General features: G+C 39.7%; 13 protein-coding genes and 1 tRNA gene. 5 read left to right on the top strand and 9 right to left on the bottom strand.

What is annotated here, in order from left to right; all coding sequences use genetic code 11:
- Positions 1-32: 32 nt before the first annotated feature.
- Genes HMPREF9449_RS12885 through sppA form a run of 3 tightly spaced genes read right to left on the bottom strand, consistent with a single transcriptional unit; the run spans position 33 to position 3,703 of the window.
- The gene (locus tag HMPREF9449_RS12885; protein ID WP_009137700.1) at positions 33-848 is read right to left on the bottom strand and encodes a purine-nucleoside phosphorylase; all 816 of its coding nucleotides are present in this window, start codon (positions 846-848) and stop codon (positions 33-35) included.
- Entirely contained in the window at positions 829-1,878 is a 1,050-nt protein-coding gene (gene lpxK / locus HMPREF9449_RS12880; protein ID WP_040611940.1) for a tetraacyldisaccharide 4'-kinase, read from the bottom strand. The genes HMPREF9449_RS12885 and lpxK overlap by 20 nt, the downstream gene beginning before the upstream one ends.
- A gap of 28 nt (positions 1,879-1,906) precedes the next feature.
- The gene (sppA, locus tag HMPREF9449_RS12875; protein ID WP_009137698.1) at positions 1,907-3,703 is read right to left on the bottom strand and encodes a signal peptide peptidase SppA; all 1,797 of its coding nucleotides are present in this window, start codon (positions 3,701-3,703) and stop codon (positions 1,907-1,909) included.
- 345 nt (positions 3,704-4,048) lie between these two features.
- On the opposite strand from sppA, the gene murA reads away from it, so the two are divergent.
- Positions 4,049-5,356, top strand: coding sequence for a UDP-N-acetylglucosamine 1-carboxyvinyltransferase (murA, locus tag HMPREF9449_RS12870; protein WP_009137697.1), 1,308 nt, complete (start codon positions 4,049-4,051; stop codon positions 5,354-5,356).
- A gap of 230 nt (positions 5,357-5,586) precedes the next feature.
- The gene (locus tag HMPREF9449_RS12865) at positions 5,587-6,567 is read left to right on the top strand and encodes an IS30-like element IS4351 family transposase (protein ID WP_009136301.1); all 981 of its coding nucleotides are present in this window, start codon (positions 5,587-5,589) and stop codon (positions 6,565-6,567) included.
- 34 nt (positions 6,568-6,601) lie between these two features.
- Here HMPREF9449_RS12865 and folK read toward each other — a convergent pair whose 3' ends face one another.
- The 4 genes from folK to HMPREF9449_RS12845 form a co-directional block, all read right to left on the bottom strand.
- Positions 6,602-7,090, bottom strand: coding sequence for a 2-amino-4-hydroxy-6-hydroxymethyldihydropteridine diphosphokinase (gene folK, locus HMPREF9449_RS12860; protein ID WP_009137696.1), 489 nt, complete (start codon positions 7,088-7,090; stop codon positions 6,602-6,604).
- A 33-nt stretch (positions 7,091-7,123) separates the two neighbouring features.
- The gene (locus tag HMPREF9449_RS12855) at positions 7,124-7,795 is read right to left on the bottom strand and encodes a DUF4290 domain-containing protein (protein WP_009137695.1); all 672 of its coding nucleotides are present in this window, start codon (positions 7,793-7,795) and stop codon (positions 7,124-7,126) included.
- Positions 7,796-7,975: 180 nt separating this feature from the next.
- Positions 7,976-10,240, bottom strand: coding sequence for an ATP-dependent helicase (locus HMPREF9449_RS12850; RefSeq protein WP_009137694.1), 2,265 nt, complete (start codon positions 10,238-10,240; stop codon positions 7,976-7,978).
- A gap of 111 nt (positions 10,241-10,351) precedes the next feature.
- Positions 10,352-12,772 carry a TonB-dependent receptor gene (locus HMPREF9449_RS12845; RefSeq protein WP_009137693.1) on the bottom strand — a complete coding sequence of 807 codons (2,421 nt, stop codon included), beginning with the start codon at positions 12,770-12,772 and terminating at the stop codon, positions 10,352-10,354.
- 198 nt (positions 12,773-12,970) lie between these two features.
- Between HMPREF9449_RS12845 and HMPREF9449_RS16930 the strand changes: the two genes are divergently transcribed.
- Complete coding sequence (locus HMPREF9449_RS16930; protein WP_261795515.1) at positions 12,971-13,105, top strand: hypothetical protein; 135 nt, start codon at positions 12,971-12,973, stop codon at positions 13,103-13,105.
- A 183-nt stretch (positions 13,106-13,288) separates the two neighbouring features.
- Positions 13,289-13,373 (top strand) — tRNA-Leu (locus tag HMPREF9449_RS12840).
- Between the two features lie 691 nt (positions 13,374-14,064).
- Here the strand turns inward: HMPREF9449_RS12840 and HMPREF9449_RS12835 are convergent.
- The gene (locus HMPREF9449_RS12835; RefSeq protein WP_009137692.1) at positions 14,065-15,195 is read right to left on the bottom strand and encodes an acyltransferase family protein; all 1,131 of its coding nucleotides are present in this window, start codon (positions 15,193-15,195) and stop codon (positions 14,065-14,067) included.
- Positions 15,196-15,856: 661 nt separating this feature from the next.
- Between HMPREF9449_RS12835 and HMPREF9449_RS12830 the strand changes: the two genes are divergently transcribed.
- A complete protein-coding gene (locus HMPREF9449_RS12830; protein WP_009137691.1) occupies positions 15,857-18,166 on the top strand; it encodes an ABC transporter permease in 2,310 nt (769 codons plus the stop codon).
- A gap of 75 nt (positions 18,167-18,241) precedes the next feature.
- Here the strand turns inward: HMPREF9449_RS12830 and HMPREF9449_RS12825 are convergent, their stop codons facing one another.
- Positions 18,242-18,970, bottom strand: a complete 729-nt coding sequence (locus tag HMPREF9449_RS12825) for a phosphoadenylyl-sulfate reductase (RefSeq protein ID WP_261795517.1) — start codon at positions 18,968-18,970, stop codon at positions 18,242-18,244.
- Positions 18,971-18,974: the final 4 nt, after the last annotated feature.

Raw genomic sequence — 18,974 nt, 5'->3', positions numbered from 1 at the left:
AACTCTCAACGATGATTTCCCTCCTCGGGGAATTATAAGCTGGAAATAATTTCTTTAAACAAAGCTGTCATTCGGGGCTGAGCGGTATTACCGATGTCCTGTACTTCTTCGTGATCTGTTTTTATCAATTCCGGAGAAGCGGTACTATTGGTAATGACGGACATTCCGAAACATTCCATGTTCATGTGACGGGCAACGATGATTTCGGGAACAGTGGACATTCCGACGGCATCTCCGCCGATGATCCGGATCCAATTGTATTCTGCCGGCGTTTCGAAAGAAGGTCCCTGTAATCCTGCATATACGCCTTTCCTCAATTGAATACCTAATTTCTCTCCGGCTCCTTCAGCCAGACGGATCAAATCCGGACTATAAGCATTTGTCATACCCGGAAACCGAGGTCCCAATTCATCGATATTTTTACCTCTTAATGGATGTTCCGGGAAAAGATTTATGTGATCGGTAATAATCATTAAATCTCCTGCCAGGAAAGTTGTGTTTACTCCTCCGGCTGCATTGGAGACAAATAAACGGGACACCCCCAATTGATGCAATACCCGGATGGGGAAAGTAACCTCCTGCATAGAATAACCTTCGTAAAAATGAAATCTGCCTTGCATAGCGATTACATTTTTACCTCCGAATTTTCCGATAAGTAAGTTTCCTTTGTGACCTTGTACTGTCGAAACAGGAAAATGAGGGATAGCAGCATAAGGAATAGTATGTTTTACCTCTATGGATTTTCCAAGCTCACCCAGGCCGGTTCCCAAGATGATACCGATGGAGCAGGTTTCTTTTTCCAGAAAACGCGAGATATAAGCTGCACTTTCATTTATTTTTTGTAACATAGTCTTTCAATTCATTTAATAAAACATCTTGTTTATTTAAAAATACCGGTTCTACGGGTATGTAAAATATTTTCTTTTTTAGGTTTTCAGGTAAATCCCAGGATTTTAAACGCATCAGATCCTTCTCGGTTGTAAATAAATATTTATCCCGGTAGGGAATATTTTCGAAGCTTGTACAAATTTCTGAAATATCCCTGGAAGTGAAATGATGATGGTCCGGGTATCTCAGTTCTTTGATTTGAGGCGTGAATTTTTTAAGATGCTCTATATAAGGTGTGGGGTTAGCAATGCCTGTGAGACAAAGGATATAAGAATTTTTATCCAGATGAAGCGGAGTCTCCTGAGCATTTATGTCGCGAATCGGACCGTATTGCTGATGTGTGAAAAATAATTGTTGATAAGGCTTTATCTTCAGATGCTTAAAGAGAATTCTTTTTTCGATAGGAGTCAGAGTTGGCGGACATTTGCTGACTATAATATAATCGGCTCTTTTCAATCCCTTTGGCGTTTCTCTTAATCGGCCTGCTGGTAACAGACAATCTTTAAACACCGGTCGGTTGTAATCTACTAGTACAATGTTTTTACCGGCTTTTACAGAACGGTGCTGAAATGCATCATCTAGAATGATCACTTCCGGTCTTTCAGGTAAAGCTAATAGGTGTTCGATTCCCCTCACCCGGTTTTCGTCTACGGCTACGATGACTTTGGGAAATTTATGTTTGATTTGTAGAGGTTCGTCTCCGATTTCTTCTGCATTGGAATGGGGAGTAGCCAGTTGAAAACCGGATGTTTGGCGTTTATACCCCCGGCTCAGACAAGCTACCCGAAAATCGTTCTGAAGCCTGGATAAAAGATATTCCGTATGCGGGGTTTTTCCGGTTCCTCCGACGGTAATATTACCGACACAGATTACCGGGATATTGAATTCTTTCGATTTCAGTATCCCTGTGTTAAATAGGAAGTTCCGGATTCCTACCCCTATACCGTATAAAAAACTCAACGGTGATAATATAATTTTTATAAAAATCATCGCATACGGTTTGTGTACCTGACGGTGTTTAATTTATATCAATATCATAAGGTATTCTGGTGATTAATCCTTCAGGCATATTCAGTGTATTTTGTAATTGCCGGAAGGTTTCGTAATAATCTCCCAATTCGTTTTTGAGTATATTTGTTTTTATAGAAGCAGAAAAACTATTCAGCAATTCTTGCATGAAATCTTTTTCTGTCGGGTATTCTACGATTCTGTAATCGCTCACTTTTGCTTTCTGAGCAGCAATTTGTATCGCATCGTCCAGTCCTCCCAAAACGTCCACCAAACCTACTTTCACGGCATCTTTTCCTGTCCAAACCCGTCCTTGAGCTATTTCATGCACTTCGTCCCGGGTCATATGTCTGCCTTGAGCTACTCTGTTCAAAAAGGTTTCATATCCTTTTTCAATGTATTTTTGTAAGACATTTTTTTCATAGGGGGTCAAAGGACGGTTACTGATCGGCAACGGGAGAGGATAACCTCCACCGAAGTCGCTGTGTTCATTTGTTTTGACAACGCTGCTGGTAATGCCCATTTTGTCTTTGATAAGTTTTTCTCCCGAGAAAAACTGGCCGTAGATTCCGATAGATCCGGTAAGTGTCATGGGGTCGGCTACAATCGTATCGGCTGCACAAGAAATGTAATATCCGCCGGAAGCTGCAACATTTCCCATAGAAACGATGACGGGTTTGACCTGAGTAGCCAAAGATACTTCACGCCAGATGATATCGGAAGTTAAAGCACTTCCTCCCGGTGAATTTACACGCAAAACAATTGCCTTGACATTTTGATCTTCCCGCGCTTTTCGTATGGTCTCTGCCAATTCAGGGCCAATCGTTTTTTCGGTCTGTTCAAATAAGATTTCACCACTGGCATAGATGATGGCAATCTTTTCTTTGACGAATTTTGTAGAACTCGGACTGGCTTTTCGATAGTCTGAAAGCTTGATGAAATTTAGCTTATCTTTTTCTTTTCGTCCGCATTTTTCTTTTAACAGTGCAAGCACCTGATCTTCGTAAAGGACACCGTCAAAGAGACCGTAGGCTTTTTCTTCCAGAGGCGAACGGAACTCCACCTGATCGGCCAGAGAATTTAAACTGTCAACCGAAATAGAACGGGTGTTGGAAATACCCTGTAGGAGGGTACCCCATAAAGAATGCAGGTATACTTCAATCTGTTCCCGGTTTGAAGCGCTCATTTCTGTTTGAGTAAAGGGTTCTACGGCTGATTTGTATTTTCCTACTTTTACAATATCCACTTTTATGCCGATTTTGTCCAGCATATCTTTGTAAAAAAAGGTGGTTCCTCCCATACCCATTAACATGAGGGGCGTTTCCGGATTGACAAAAATACTGTCTGCTACCGTAGCCAGATAATAGCTTTTTTGGCTATATCCCATATTGGCATAACTGTAAATAAATTTTCCGCTTTTTTTAAAATCTTTCAGAGCTTCCCGGATTTCTTCCGTAGTGGCCAATCCTCCAAAGTTACTCTGAATATCTGTCAGGTCTAAATATATACCTTGGATGCGGGGATCCCGGCTGGCTTTTTCTATATTTTTCAAAATATCATTTAATCCTAACGATATCCCTGGTTTGAAAGAAAATAAACTGAAATCACTAAACGGATTGTTCGAGCTCCTGTCGGGGATTGCATTATTCAATTGGATGCGAAGAATACTGTTTTCTTTGACATCCACTACTTGTTCGCCTAGTTTCGAAAGCGTACCGATAATGGCGAAACCGATCAGTAAAAGGATAAAATTTACAATAATAACTCCGACGATGGTAGCGAGAGTATATTTTAGAAAGCTTTTCATAAAGATTTATTTTAGTGATATCTATTTAAATATAAACTTGTTCGTTTTTTAGAAGTATAAAGTTCAGGTGTATGGAATATTTTGTCTGTGCAAAGAACAAAATAATAACACATTATTTGCAAAAGTAGCCATATAATTCATTTAACACAATATTACAGGGAGGTATTTTTGTTTTTACTTTGTTTTTTAATAGCTTTACCAACGCACAGGAATTGGATCTTCAATAGTTGTGTAATCAGATGTTCGGATAGTAGAGTTTCCCAAGGAAGAGTATGGTGAATGGAATAAGAAGCAATTGAATGTCCGGATAGATTTAGATATGGATTTGATAAACAATTTAGCAAAATGAGCCGATTTGTTATTACCGGAGGTAAAAGATTAAAGGGAGGACTTTGCCCACAAGGGGCTAAAAATGAGGCATTACAAGTGATTTGTGCGGCATTATTGACCCAGGAAGAAGTGATTATTACGAATGTGCCTGAGATTCTGGATGTATTGAAACTGATCGAGTTAGTAGAGGGAATGGGTGTAAAAGTGGAGCGGTTGGCTCGTGGGGAATTTGCTTTTTGCGCTTCTGATATAGATTTCCGTTATTTTGAGACCGAAGATTTTTATAATAAAGCGGTCAGTTTAAGGGGATCAATTATGATTTTAGGGCCGCTGCTTGCTATACACGGAAGCGGAGTTATTCCGAAACCCGGAGGAGATAAGATCGGGCGTCGCCGCCTGGATACTCATTTTCTGGGTTTTGAACGATTGGGAGCTACGTTCGAATACGATGCTCTAAACGGTTGTTTTAAAGCTTTTGCTACTAAGCTGAAAGGGAATTATATGTTGCTGGATGAAGCTTCTGTTACAGGTACCGCTAATATTATCATGGCCGCTGTTTTGGCAGAAGGGGTGACAACTATTTATAATGCCGCTTGCGAACCTTATATTCAGCAACTTTGTCTGATGTTGAATTCAATGGGAGCTAAGATTTCGGGTATCGCTTCCAATTTATTGACAATTGAAGGGGTAAAGAAATTGCACGGTTGCCGGCATCGTTGTCTGCCGGATATGATTGAAGTGGGTAGTTATATCGGATTGGCTGCTATGACCCGTTCCGAGATAACCATTAAGAATGTCAATATCCGCCAACTGGGTCTTATCCCGGATGCTTTTCGGAAATTGGGGGTAAGGGTTGAAGAACGGGACGACGATCTTTATATTCCCCGTCAGGAACATTATATGATTGAAGATTTTATCGACGGTTCTATTCTGACGGTGTCAGATGCTCCCTGGCCTGGGCTGACTCCTGATTTATTAAGTGTATTTTTAGTGGTAGCTACTCAGGCGAAAGGAAGTGTGTTAATCCACCAGAAAATGTTTGAAAGCCGTTTATTTTTTGTCGATAAATTGATTGATATGGGGGCAAAAATTATTTTGTGCGACCCTCACCGGGCTACTGTAATCGGACAAAATCACGAATCTCAGTTACGGGCAACTAAAATGACCTCTCCGGATATTCGGGCAGGAATCGCCTTGTTGATTGCTGCTTTGTCGGCTAAAGGCGTCAGCTCTATTCATAATATCGATCAGATCGACCGGGGATATGAAAATATCGATGTAAAACTGAATGCTATCGGAGCGGATATAAAAAGATATATGTGATTTTTAATGAGGGTATTCCGGATTTAAAAGCGAGATGATACTCAATCGTCTGAATTTAAATTTCTTGAGTTCAACTTATAAATGCAACTTTTTGGGTGCGGATAATAAGCAATAAAAACATTTATTTTTCAGAGAGGAAAGAGAGACAATGTCCCCCTTTCTCTCACTCTGAATGGATAAAGTTTGCTATCTTTGCTTTAATTGTCCGTCCAAAGAAAAAAAAGTTGCAGATGAGCAAACATATAACCGAGGAACAAAGGTATGCAATTTCTATGATGTTGCAAATACCGATGAGCAAAAAAGCAATAGCGGAAGCTATCGGAGTAGATAAAAGCACTGTTTACAGGGAGATAAAGCGCAATTGCGACGCCCGAAGTGGTAGCTATAGCATGGAGCTTGCCCAGCGAAAAGCAGACAGGCGCAAGCAGCAAAAACATCGCAAGGAAGTGCTTACACCGGCAATGAGAAAACGGATAATAAAGCTGTTGAAGAAAGGATTCAGCCCGGAGCAGATTGTCGGCAGGAGCCGCTTGGAGGGAATTGCGATGGTATCTCACGAAACGATATATCGCTGGATTTGGGAGGATAAGCGGCGGGGTGGCAAACTGCACAAATATCTTCGCAGACAAGGTCGCAGGTATGCCAAACGTGGTTCTAAAAATGCAGGGCGAGGATTTATCCCAGGCAGGGTGGATATTGATGAGCGTCCCGAGATAGTGGAACTGAAGGAGAGATTTGGTGATTTAGAGATAGATACAATTATTGGTAAGAACCACAAAGGTGCCATTCTTACCATTAACGACAGAGCAACAAGCAGGGTCTGGATACGCAAGTTGTCGGGAAAAGAAGCCATCCCGGTAGCTAAGATTGCAGTATGGGCACTGCGGAAAGTGAAAAACTTAATACACACAATTACGGCTGACAATGGAAAGGAGTTTGCAAAGCACGAGGAAATTGCGCAAAAATTGGAAATAAAATTCTATTTTTGCAAACCATACCACTCATGGGAACGTGGTGCCAATGAAAACACCAACGGGCTTATCAGGCAGTATATCCCAAAGGGTAAGGACTTTAGTGAAGTAACCAACAAACAGATTAAGTGGATTGAAAATAAACTCAATAATCGACCTCGTAAAAGACTTGGATACCTCACGCCAAACGAAATATTTAAACAAATTATTAATCAGAATTCTGTTGCATTTGCAAGTTGAATTCAGCTTTTTCGACCCGGATGTTTCTGTTTTTTTACATTTCTATTTTTTTGACGCTTAGTTTATCTGGACTCTGAATCAAAAGTTCTGAAATTTTCCGGTGAAGAAGCGGATGTTCAAAATGAGGCATGATTTCGTTGAGGGGAACAAGTACGAAATTACGTTCGGCTAAGCGTGGATGGGGAACGATGAGCTCAGGAGTGTGAATGAGAAGAGAATCGCAGAATAGAATGTCAATGTCAATGGTCCGCGATTCGTATTGTTGTCCTGAGTGCCTGACACGTCCTAATTGTTTTTCTATTTCCAAGGCTTTTGTCAGAAAATTTTCAGGATCCAGCCGGCTGTTAAATACAACGACACGGTTTAGAAAGGTCTCTGCACAGCTAAATCCCCAAGGCTCCGTCTCGTAATAGGAAGATGCCTTTAATACAGGTCCTGCTGTACCAACTAAACGGCGTATGGCTTCTTCAATCCATTGCCTTTTCTGACCGGTATTACTTCCGAGAATAACTGTGATTTCCATAAAGAGCGGAGGATAAAATACTATTTTATCCGTTTAATACTGTTTTTTATGATAGGAGTGATTGTTGTTGGAATTGTTGTTCTCTCTCTTGGCGTTTTTGGAATTGTTGTTTTTATTCAGTATCGGTTTGTTGGAACTGGGTTTGCTCTTCTTTTGAAGTAAGTCCTTGGAATGAGAGAGGGTCATACCTTCCGGTAAAATGACCGTACTGCCGTAGTATGTATTGATATCGTTGTAAATTTGTTCGTCTTCTACACTATCCTTATTCCAGGTAAGAAAGGATTTTTTCATGTGATTAGCGGTCAGTACAATTAAAGCTCTTTTTTGTTCCAGATCTTCTGTCTCTTTTATTTTTTCAATTAATTTTTCAACGAGCTTTCCGTAATGTCTGAATTTGATATGATTTGTATTGTACTTTAATTTTTCTGGCTTTTCATTGATTTTTTCCAGAGAAGGTAAGGGATAAGGAGCATCTATATCTAATTGAAATTCCGACATAATTGCCAAATGATCCCATAATTTATGCCTGAAATCCGGAACATCCCGTAAATGAGGATAAAGATTACCCATTACGTCGATGACTGTACGGGCTGCCCTGTTCCGCTCCTCTCTATCTTGTATGGTTCTGATGTGATCCACCATTTTTTGTATGTTTCTGCCGTATTCAGGAAGAAGTAATTTTTTCTTTTGGGTATTATATTCCATTCTTAAGGATTATTTAAAAGCCACTCAATTTTATATTTGATGAAGATATTTGGGCCTCATTACAATTTTTTGTGTTTTTTTCGGAAAAACTCCGGGAAAGTTTCGTCATATTTGCCGGAGAGCATCTTTATCAGGATTGTGCGACAAAGATAAATTTTTTTACTTATTATCCGATAATAATTAATCTTCTTGTATGAATAATTTTGCAAATTTTAACAATAAAGTTTTTGTACCTTCTTTATTGAAGAACATTTTTGCTTTTTTATTCACTCCGAGACCTTCCAGCGAGAGTACTTTCCCTGTTCCGAAGGTAGGATGAAAAAGGATCATACCTGGTATTACGGAATTTGGCTCAATAGGTTTGAGTTTTGATGAGCCTATGTCCGGAAGGGGAGTAGTGTGTACCGGAGCCAATGTTTCAGAAACGGGTTTCCGGAAAGGGGAAGTAGTTTTGAAATTGAAAGGAGAAGTTTCTTGCCGGGGGGCAATAAAACCATCCAGAAAGTGGGGGTCGATTTCTGCAATAAAGCGGGAAGGCCGGGTAGAAATAATTTGTCCGTTGCGGTAACGGGTGGTGGCATAGGACATCACTACTTTTTTTTCTGCCCGTGTCAAGGCGACATAAAAGAGGCGCCTTTCCTCTTCCAATGCCTGTGGATTGCTGGCACATTGCTGGGCTGGGAAAAGTTCTTCTTCGATGCCTGTAATAAATACGTTGGGAAATTCCAGGCCTTTGGCTGCATGAATGGTCATTAAGGTAACTTTGTTGTCGTCGCCCGGTTTTTCAGTGTCCTGATCTGTCAATAAAGCTACTCCTTCCAAAAATGTGGCCAGTTTGTCACTAAAGCCTTCTTTATAAGCGGTTTCACTGAAATCCTTAATGGCATTTAAAAGTTCCTGGATGTTTTCTTTACGGGAAACACCTTCCGGGGTACTGTCATTGGAAAGATCGTCTGTAATTCCTGAACTTTGAACAATTGTACAGGCCACATCATAAGCATTTTCTTCCTGACTTCTTTCTGCAAATTTTTCGATTAAAAGCCGGAAGTTATTTAGTTTCGTAAGACTGGAATTGTTGAATGAACCGGCTACTTTTTCCAGATTACACAATACTGTCCACATGCTGACACGGTGTTGCTGGGCAATCTCCCGGATCTTGTCGATGGTCGTATCTCCGATTCCTCGTCGGGGATAGTTGATGATTCTTTTGAAAGCTTCTTCGTCGTTCTGATTGACAGATAGGCGGAAATAAGCTAATAAATCTTTTATTTCTTTGCGTTGATAAAAGGATTGTCCACCGTATATTTTATAAGGAATATTGCGTTTTCTCAAAGCTTCTTCCAGGATACGGGACTGGGCGTTCGTCCGGTAGAGAATGGCAAAGTCACTGTATTCTTCTTGTTCATAATTGGCCATTTTAAATATTTCGTTTGTGACTTGGAATCCTTCTTCTTTATCGGAAAGGGCGCGGAGGACCTTTATCTTTTCCCCTTCTTCGTTTTCAGAAAAAATGCGTTTGGGGATTTGTTCTTTGTTTTTACTGATGATACTGTTGGCAGCATTGACAATCGTAGTTGTCGAACGGTAGTTTTGTTCCAGTTTAAAGATTTTAAAATCCGGATAATCGTTCCGGAAATTCAATATATTTTCAATACGGGCTCCCCGGAAAGAGTAAATACTCTGTGCATCGTCTCCCACCACGCAGATATTGTGATGACTTTCCGATAACTTTTTAATAATGAGGTATTGAGAATAATTGGTATCTTGGTATTCATCTACCAGAATATATCGGAATTTCTGCTGATATTTGGCCAATACTTCCGGAAAATCACGGAATAAAATATTCGTTTGTAGCAGTAAATCGTCAAAGTCCATCGTATCGCTTTGTTTACACCGCATTTGGTAATGCTTGTAAATTTCTGCAATCATAGGCTTGCGGGCAGCAGCATCCGCATTTGTGATCCGCGAGGATTGGGCATAGGCCTGCGCGACAATCAGATTGTTTTTCGCCATGGAAATCCGGCCCAATACATCGTTGGGTTTGTAAACTTTATCGTCCAGTTTGAGATCTTTGACAATCGCCTTTATCAGGTTTTTAGAATCTTGAGTGTCGTATATGGTAAAATTGGACGTATAACCTAACTTATCGGCTTCGAAACGAAGTATTTTGGAAAAAATTGAGTGGAAAGTCCCCATCCAGAGATTAGAAGCATTTTCTGCACCGACCAACTGGGAAATTCGTTTTTGCATTTCCCGGGCCGCCTTGTTTGTAAAAGTCAAAGCCAAAATATGATAAGCAGGAATTCCTTTGCTCAAAAGATGGGCAATTCGGTAGGTCAATACCCGGGTTTTTCCGGAACCTGCACCGGCAATTACTAAAGCCGGCCCTTCCGTATGGAGAACAGCTTCTCTTTGATTATCATTTAATTCGTGCAAAAAATCCACAGTGTATACAGATAAGTTAATTAAGTTTGTATCCGGTTGTAAAATTAAGAATTAATCCTCAACCTCACAACGAAGCGTTTGAAGAACTTCTGGAAGAGAAATATTTTGTGCTTAAAAATCGATGATAATCCCTACAGAAGGCAGAATTGTCCCTCCGATTTCATTTTTGATATAACGCATTTGATAATAACCTTCCCGGTCCGGATTTTTTATGTAGTTCCCTTGCTTATCTTTTTCCGGCACAAGTAAAGGGGGACCTTGGGATTTGTAATGATAGATGTTTTGAATGTCTGCGTATAGAATAAGAGACCATTTCCGGAAAAAGAAACTTTTGTCTACCCGCATATCCAATTGATGAAAGGCAGGTAATCTTTCGGAATTAAAACGGCTGAAGTCGTAATAAGGCTGCCGCTTGGCGTCCCAGGCCGGAATAGAAGAGGTCATTTCTATATCCCAGGGCGTATAGGGCGCTTTCCCAACATAACGCCATTTCAAACCGACGTCCCAGTTTTGCTTGAATTTGCGGCTGGCCGTTAAGGTAAAAATGTGACGATTGTCCCAGTTACTGGGGATGTAAGTGGATAAGGAACGTAAATTATGGTCTAATTTTTTGAACTCGCTATAGTAGAAAGTATAAGCTGCAGAAGCTATGATTCCGTAAAATTCTTGAGTGCGGAGCATACATTCTATACCGTAGCTTCTTCCTTCTCCTACCGGTTTGACCGGTTCGTCTCCCACTGCTACATAATCTGTCCCTTTATTGGCCAGACAAACAGAGTCGAGAAGGGAAACAGGGTAGTGGTCGTATGTTTTGTAGAAACCTTCTACTGTAATCCGGGTAAGGGGGGTGGGGCGGAATTCTATGCCCGCAACATAATGGTTAGAGCCGATGTATCTTAATTTGTGCCTTTTATTAATCAGTTCCCCTTGTTCATCCGCATACCCCATTGTCGTGTAGGAGGGGAGTTGGTAATACCTTCCTGTATTGAAGTGGAGAAACCATTTGGGGTGCAAAGCATACGATAGAGAAAGACGGGGAGAGATTTGCCGGAATATGTTTTGAGTAGATGCAGCATAATGAGTCGCATCTCCCCGGAGCCCGAAAGATAAGGTGAATTTTTCCTCGCCGAATGTTTTTACAACTTGTCCGAAAAAGGACCATTTCCAGAGATTTAATCGCCGGTTATAATCGATATTTTGAGATTGATTCTGGTAGTAGAGGACCCGGAACGTAGAATTCCGGTAGGTGGCATATTCTATGCCAACGCCTGCCGTGAGCCGGAAATGAGAAGATATCTGCCGTTTATGTTCAAAACGAAATTTATTTTCCGCTTCTCCGGAATTATAATCGACTAATTTGGGTAGTTTTTTATCGTTAAAGCTGTATTTCTCCACTTTATTTTTTAGCTCACTGCGACTGATTACCCAGAGATTTTGCCAGCTGTTTCCGTACTGTTTGTAAACAGCCCCTAAAGTATAACTCCATTGCCGGCTTTCAGGTAACCAACCCAGAATGTATTCTTGATTGTCATCCGGATGATTTATTTTTTTATTGAGCCGGTTTATATCATATCCCCCAATACCTAATAAAATAAATTCATTCTTTTGATTAAACCGGGTTGCCGTTTTGAATTGGAAATCATTGTATACGGGTAAAAAGGGAAGCCCGATAAAGCTGAAAAGCATTTTCAGATAACTCCGCCGCGCCGATAAAAGGAAAGTTGTGGTAGGAGTGAGAGGACCATCTAAAGAAAGACCGTAATCTGTGGCTCCAAGGGTAGCCCTGACTTTGACCCGGTCCGGGTTACCGGTTGTTTGTTGAAAATCGAGTAGGGAACTGAGTAAATTTCCCCGGGAAGCGGGAAATGCTCCCGCATAAAAATTGACTTCTTTGACAAAATCTACATTTATAATACTCACTACCCCGCCAGAGGCGCCTTGGGTAGCAAAATGGTTGAGAGTGGGCAACTCTACGTCGTCCAAGTAAAACCGGTTTTCGGAGGGCCCCCCGCCTCGGACAATAAAATCGTTTCGGAAAGCCGGAGAAGAAAGCACTCCCGGCATGGATTGGAGTACTTTTGAAATATCCCGGTTCCCGCCCGGGTTCTTTTCAATTTCAGAAATACCGATTCGTTGTACAGATAGAGGAGATTCGGCCGTTTTTCGGTAAGGGCTTGCTTTTACTGTAACTTGCTCCAAAGAGACCGGTAATTCTTCCAACCCGATTTCTACCTCTCTTTTAAAAGCAGTGTTAACCATATATTCTTCTGATAAAATTGTTTTGTAACCGACACAGCTTATTTCCAACCGAATGTATCCGGGTGATATGCTGTCTATTTCAAAATAACCTTTTGTGTCGGTAGCCGTTCCGAGGGCAGAAGAATATACCTGGACATTGGCAAAAGGGATTCCCTGGTTGTTTTTCAAATCGTAAACACGTCCCTTGAGGCTTCCTTTCGGTTGTGAAAAGGAAGAGAAACCTATTAAAAGGAAAAAAACGACCGATGGCAAAAAACGGGAAACAGCTTTCATATTTTACTTATTAGATAAAATCATAGTATTAACATCCGGATACATTTACGAATCGATAGGTATATAAGCCCCTGCTCCTCTCGAGGAAAAGGGATAAAAAAAGATCTGTCTGATATTTTTCATTATTGTTCCGGTATAAAATTTATTTTAAAGTAGCCCTAACAATATGGCTAATCGTTCATACAAAAATATTAAAATATGGTTGTTAAAAAGCTTTCCGGAAGAGAGAAAAATAAATTTATCAAAGGATATCCCCGCGAATCGAAAATAGGAAAAAAATCAGCCAAAGTTTCGACGGGATTTTTAATAAATTCGATTGCAATAGCTAAATAAATAATCCCCCGTCGGTAAAGTCCTCAGGGGGAATCATTTTTGAACATGAGTATTGAACATTAAGAACAATGATTCATACGAAGGAACGTTTAAAAAGGATACATTTTACCGAAATAAATTAAAAAAATTAGAGGAGGATTTGCAATTATTCCAAAAATATCTACCTTTGCAGCCGAGTTCTTTGCTCAGGTGGCGGAATTGGTAGACGCGCTGGACTCAAAATCCAGTGTCCTCAACAGACGTGCGGGTTCGATTCCCGCTCTGAGTACTAACGGAGTTTCTGATGTCAGAGACTCCGTTTTTATTTTTAATCTCTTTCCAGCTTCCCTTTTGAAAACAAATCTATCCGAAATTCCTATTTTAAAAATTTTCAAGCAAAAATTTTCACAAGCTTGAACATAAATAATTCCTGGGAATGTAATCCTTGAAGACGAGGAAAATATCCTTACGGCTCAAGCAAAATCCCTTATCATTTTACACAGTAGGGACGTGCCCTAATGTGTAATTTCCCCTTCTTATTACTCTTAAGAAATTTAGATGAGGATTGTATTCAGGCAAGTCCCTGTTTTTCGCAAAAAAGGTCCGTCCCTCTGGGGGGAAATTTAAGAGGACAAAGGAGGAGAGAAAGCAGTTAAAGAGTGGTGATACGAATGTCCTGTTCTTGGAGTATGATCCAACTCTATCCGGTTATAGTTTAGGAAATATCTCTTTAGTCAAATGTAATGTTTTATCTTTTAAAGTTCGTATTTCTCTGATTGAAAGAAAGTTTCTCTTTCAAAAAGTTCGTTTTATCCTTTTCTGTCTATACAGGAGAGCTTTTGAATATTGGCTATGCAAAATAATTAAATTTACAATCGCCTTTTCTTCACAATTCCGCCGACAAGAAATTTGGCTTAATTCGTTATAACTATATAGCCGGGAATTTTCGATAGAAATTCCTGTCGGGAGTATAGTGGTAATTACTTTTGGGTATGCAAAAGATGTTTGGTTAAAAATTTGCGTACAGGTTCATCGTATAGTCTTAAGCACAGATAAGCTAAAATAATACTTCCGATAACAACTGCTAAAGCTCCCGGTAAAGATTGTACGAAAGTGAGATGCTCATTTTTTACCCAGGCATAGTACAAATAAATGAAAGGATAATGTACCATATACAGTGGGTAGGATATATCGCCTAAAAATTTACATATTCGGGTAGTGAGTTTGTCTGTTGTTTTTCCCGATGCACCCAAATAGACAATAAGGGGAAAAAGGATGGCAAAACAGAGGGTGTCGTATAAGCCGTTCATCCATAAATTTTCGCTTCCGCCGATTCTGGGTACTGCCAATAAAATAACAACAGAGAGGCTACATATCCAGAAAACTCCTTTTATAAAAATCGGTTTAAATAGGCGGGATAGCAACAATCCTGCCGAAAATGAAAATAGTAAACGCAGGGAACCGCCGAGTATATTCTCTCCTGTCAGAGAGAAGCCGGCGCATATATCGCCATAGGGGCCCCAAATGGCAAACCCTGCCAATCCGCAGCCAGCCAGCACAACCCATATAGAAAGAACTTTTGTGGAAAGTTTATGGATAAAAAATGCATATAAGATGTTGCCAATATATTCATAAAATAGAGACCAACTTGGACCATTCAGAGGGAACATTTCAGTTACTCCACGGATTTCGAAACCGGGTGTTGCCGGAATCAGACAAGCATTCATTAATGTGGCAATCAATAGCATGGTCACCGATACTTTTGATACATCCCAAACAGAGCAACCCTGAAAGTAGAACATAATCGCTCCGATTATTGCTCCGATAACGACCATCGGATGCAAACGGATAAATCTACGTTTGATAAAGTCTTTTATGGGCATCGTTTTCCAGCGGTCGTCATAAGCATAACCGATAACAAAGCCGGAGAGGATGAAGAAGAAATCCACCGCCAGGTATCCGTGGTTGATTTGCTGATCTATATGACTACTCGCATAGGCTTCAAAAATGTGAAACCATAAAACCATTAAAGCTGCAACTCCACGTAATCCATCAAGTATGTTATAATGCGGTTTGGTATCTGTAAATGCGGCAGATGAAATTTTTAGCATCTGTTTGTATTTATAGTTTTGAATTCATTTTTGTCTTTCACACATGCGGAATAATTTTTTCGGTATTTTCCCTTTATAAGTTTGCAAAAGTATAAAATTAATCTAAAAAGCAAATAAGGCTTGATTTGATTTCGCTTCTTTGCCTTTGCTTGCCGTCTATCAGGGGGTGTGTACCTTCCGCTGTTCTTTGCTATTTCAGCTTTTCAAAATCTGATCGATTGTCATTTCTCTGTAGAAATCATACGTTCTAAAACTTTTGCCGGCAGTCAAAAACAATTCAGTCCTGTGTACGTCTAAAAATCAATTATTCAATCAATTACTCTTCTAATTACACATTAGGGACGTGCCCTAGTGTGTCATTTTTCCTATTTAAAAATTTGACTTCTCTTATTCCGTTAACTTTATAAATATTTATATTCTGGTATAAAAAATACAGCCAATCGAATGAAAATTTAATAATTATATTCCTTTTCTTTTACGTTCTTAACCGACAAGAAATTCAAATTCTTCTCTTTTTAAAGAGAGTAAAAAAATTAGACAAGAATGTCAAAAAAATATACATTTTGTTTGAATAAAACGAGAATTTATATTTTGATATACAGGTAGTTATTTGATATGGCATAAGAATTGTAAAAAATATTTACACTTATACTTATTATATATGATGTATTTTTCTGATTTTCGACTTTTTTTTCGGAGTTTATTCCGAAATAAACTATACACTGTTATTACAGTATTCGGTTTTGCTGTATCTCTGACTTTCGTTCTTTTATTGAGCATGTATATTCAACAGGAATTATCAGTAGACGATTTCCATGAAAATAAAGAACGGATTTTTCGCATGACAGGGGAAGAGGGAGCGACATGGGGAGCTTGTGTAGGAGATCAACTTCAGAGTGTTTTTCCTGAAATAGAGGCGTATACTCGTATTTATAAAAGTTATAGCGCTTATGCAGAAGGGAGAAGTGGAGGAAAATTGCCGCTTCGTGTTCTGTATGTAGACACAACTTTTTGGAATATGTTTACTTTTCCTTTGATAGAAGGACGTCATTTTAATGCGCGTAATGAGATTGTATTGAGTGTTTCTTTTGCACGTAAGATATTCGGGGAAGAATCTCCTTTGGGAAAAGGATTGACTATAGGTAGGCTGTCGAGGTATACGGTCGTAGGGATAATGCCTGATTTATCAGAGAATACCCATTTTGACCCCTGTGATATTGTTGCAGATTTTACTTGTTTACCGGAGAATTGGATCAGTCATAACAATAGTGCATCTTTTGCTTTATATTTATTGGAAAAGCCTGGATGCGATTTATCATCCAAAATACCAGCCATGTTGACGCAACTGAAAAAAGATTTCTGGATGTATAAAGATCATTACCGGAAGGACTTATTCTTGGAATCTTTGAAAGAAGTGTATTGGAGTACTTTTTCCACTTCATTTACACATCATAATAGCTGGACATTTATAGGTGTATTGACAGCTATTATCGTTGTGATTTTGATTTTAGCCCTGATTAATTACAATAATTTATCGATAGCCCGTGCCGGATTCCGGGCGAAAGAATCAGCTATAAAAAAATTGTTAGGGAGCAATAATAAGGTTTTATTCAGGCAGTATATAATAGAATCAATGATTTTATGCTTTATCGCTTTCGGATTTTGCTGTTGCTTGGCTTCCGTTGTATTACCTTGGTTTAATGATATTCTGGAAACTCATCTTGTCATAAGCCGTTATTTTACATTTTTCAATTTTATGGGATTGTTGATAGCTATGGGAATAATTGGATTGATTGCTGGAGTGGGGCCCGCTTGGCTGACGTCCCGTTTTTGCCCTGTAGAAGTAATGAAAGGAAGTTTTCGTAAGAGAACTAAAAATGTGTATGGTAAAATATTGATCTCTTTTCAGTATTGCATGGCTATTATTTTGATTATTTGTACGTTAGTGATCTGGAAACAGACGAATTTTATGAAGAATTATGATTTGGGTTTTACGAAAGACAACTTGGTGTGGTTAGAAAGTAAAATTCAGGCTAGCCAGAAAGAAGCATTAAGAAATGAACTGTCCCGGATTCCAGGAGTAGAAAAGATGTCTTATGCTTATGGTACTCCTTTGGATGGAGGAGATAATAATACGATAACCGATTATGCTGGTACAGGGAAGCTGGTTAGTTTGCAACGTTTTGAAGTCGACGAGCATTTTTTCGATTTGTTTGATTTGCAGATAATTCCTACCGGTGTGGCTTATACTCCCCAGGGTATTTGGTTAAATGAAGCTGCTGCTAAAGCTATTGGAACAGAAGCTTTACCTCAGGAGATCATGTTTTTTGACGAAAAACTTCCAGTATTGGGTATTATTAAAAATTTCCATATTCGGAATCTGAATTATCAAATGAGTCCTTTGATTGTTTTTCGTTTAGAGCCTGAACTTAGTTTTTCAAAAGTGTTGATAAAAATATCTTCTGAAAATCAGGCTGCAACTTTTGATCAAATCAAAAAAACATATACTCGTTTTATTGAAGGAATTCCTTTTGAATCAGGTTTTGTAGACCAGACGATCAATAGTTGGTATGAATCGAATGCACGAACTGCTCGATTAGTCGGCTTTTTTTCCATAGTGGCAATTGTATTGAGCATGATGGGAATTTTGGCAATGGCGACTTATTTTATTCAACAACGAGTAAAAGAAATCGGAATCCGCCGGGTAAACGGAGCTACTGTCAGAGAGATTCTTGGGATGCTTATAAGTGGTTTTATAAAATGGGTGGTCTTGGCTTTTATCGTAGCCTGTCCCGTAGCTTGCTATCTGATGAATCGTTGGTTACAGGAGTTTCCATACCGGACTGAGCTCAGTTGGTGGGTATTTGCACTGGCGGGAAGTGTCGCTTTTGCAGTAGCTCTTTTGATGGTAGGAGGGCAAAGTGTTAAAGTAGCTTGTGAGAACCCTGTGAAATCCTTACAAAAGGAATGAGAATGTTGGGTGGAGTAGCTACCGGGTGGAAAATTTTTACACATTAGGGCACGTCCCTAATGTGTAAAAGGGAGATTACCAACGTTTGTGAAGGCCGCATTCTTTGTGGTCGGGGGATTCCCACCACCATCTGCCGGCTCGTATATTTTCTCCGGGTTCAATGGAACGGGTGCAAGGTTCGCAGCCGATACTGGGATAGCCCTGGTCATGCAGGCGGTTGTAAGGAATTTGGTTTTGATGGATGTATTCCCACACCTGTTGTTCTGTCCAATCCATCAAAGGATTAAATTTAATGAGGTTGTTTACTTCGTCCCATTCCACTAATTGCAGGTTGTGGCGGGTGACGGATTGCTCTTTTCGAAGTCCGCAGATCCAAGCTTCCAATCCTTGAAAAGCTCTTTTAAGAGGTTCTAATTTCCGGATGCGGCAACAGAGCTGACGTTTTTCTATACTGTCGTAAAATGAGTTGATACCGTCGCGGTTGACCATTTCTTCCACCAGCTTGTAGTCCGGGAAAAAAACCTGAATAGAAATAGCATATTTTTTATTCGTTCTATCCAATAAACGGAGGGTTTCCGGAAACAAGCGACCGGTGTCTAAGGTGAAGATTTTGGCTTTGGGATTTATTTCGGTCAGCATCGCTGTTAAAATCTGATCTTCCGGGCCGAGGCTGGAAGCCAGGGCGATTTTGTCTTCGTAATAATTTAACAGGAATTGCAGCATTTCTTGGGGGGAAGCTGTAGCAAACCGTTCATTTAAGGAGGCTATAAATTCTTGTCTTTCCATTTGGTATTTTTTCTGGATAATT

The sequence above is a fragment of the Odoribacter laneus YIT 12061 genome (genome assembly GCF_000243215.1).
Lineage (GTDB): Bacteria > Bacteroidota > Bacteroidia > Bacteroidales > Marinifilaceae > Culturomica > Culturomica lanea.
Note: the sequence above shows the minus strand (reverse complement) of the source record. Positions and strands in the feature narration are given on the sequence as shown.

Bases quoted from the DNA above. Each gene is read 5' to 3' on its own strand.
- HMPREF9449_RS12885 (WP_009137700.1), bottom strand. From the start codon at position 848: ATGTTACAAAAAATAAATGAAAGTGCAGCTTATATCTCGCGTTTTCTG.
- lpxK (WP_040611940.1), bottom strand. From the start codon at position 1,878: ATGATTTTTATAAAAATTATATTATCACCGTTGAGTTTTTTATACGGT.
- sppA (WP_009137698.1), bottom strand. From the start codon at position 3,703: ATGAAAAGCTTTCTAAAATATACTCTCGCTACCATCGTCGGAGTTATT.
- murA (WP_009137697.1), top strand. From the start codon at position 4,049: ATGAGCCGATTTGTTATTACCGGAGGTAAAAGATTAAAGGGAGGACTT.
- HMPREF9449_RS12865 (WP_009136301.1), top strand. From the start codon at position 5,587: ATGAGCAAACATATAACCGAGGAACAAAGGTATGCAATTTCTATGATG.
- folK (WP_009137696.1), bottom strand. From the start codon at position 7,090: ATGGAAATCACAGTTATTCTCGGAAGTAATACCGGTCAGAAAAGGCAA.
- HMPREF9449_RS12855 (WP_009137695.1), bottom strand. From the start codon at position 7,795: ATGGAATATAATACCCAAAAGAAAAAATTACTTCTTCCTGAATACGGC.
- HMPREF9449_RS12845 (WP_009137693.1), bottom strand. From the start codon at position 12,772: ATGAAAGCTGTTTCCCGTTTTTTGCCATCGGTCGTTTTTTTCCTTTTA.
- HMPREF9449_RS16930 (WP_261795515.1), top strand. From the start codon at position 12,971: ATGGTTGTTAAAAAGCTTTCCGGAAGAGAGAAAAATAAATTTATCAAA.
- HMPREF9449_RS12835 (WP_009137692.1), bottom strand. From the start codon at position 15,195: ATGCTAAAAATTTCATCTGCCGCATTTACAGATACCAAACCGCATTAT.
- HMPREF9449_RS12830 (WP_009137691.1), top strand. From the start codon at position 15,857: ATGATGTATTTTTCTGATTTTCGACTTTTTTTTCGGAGTTTATTCCGA.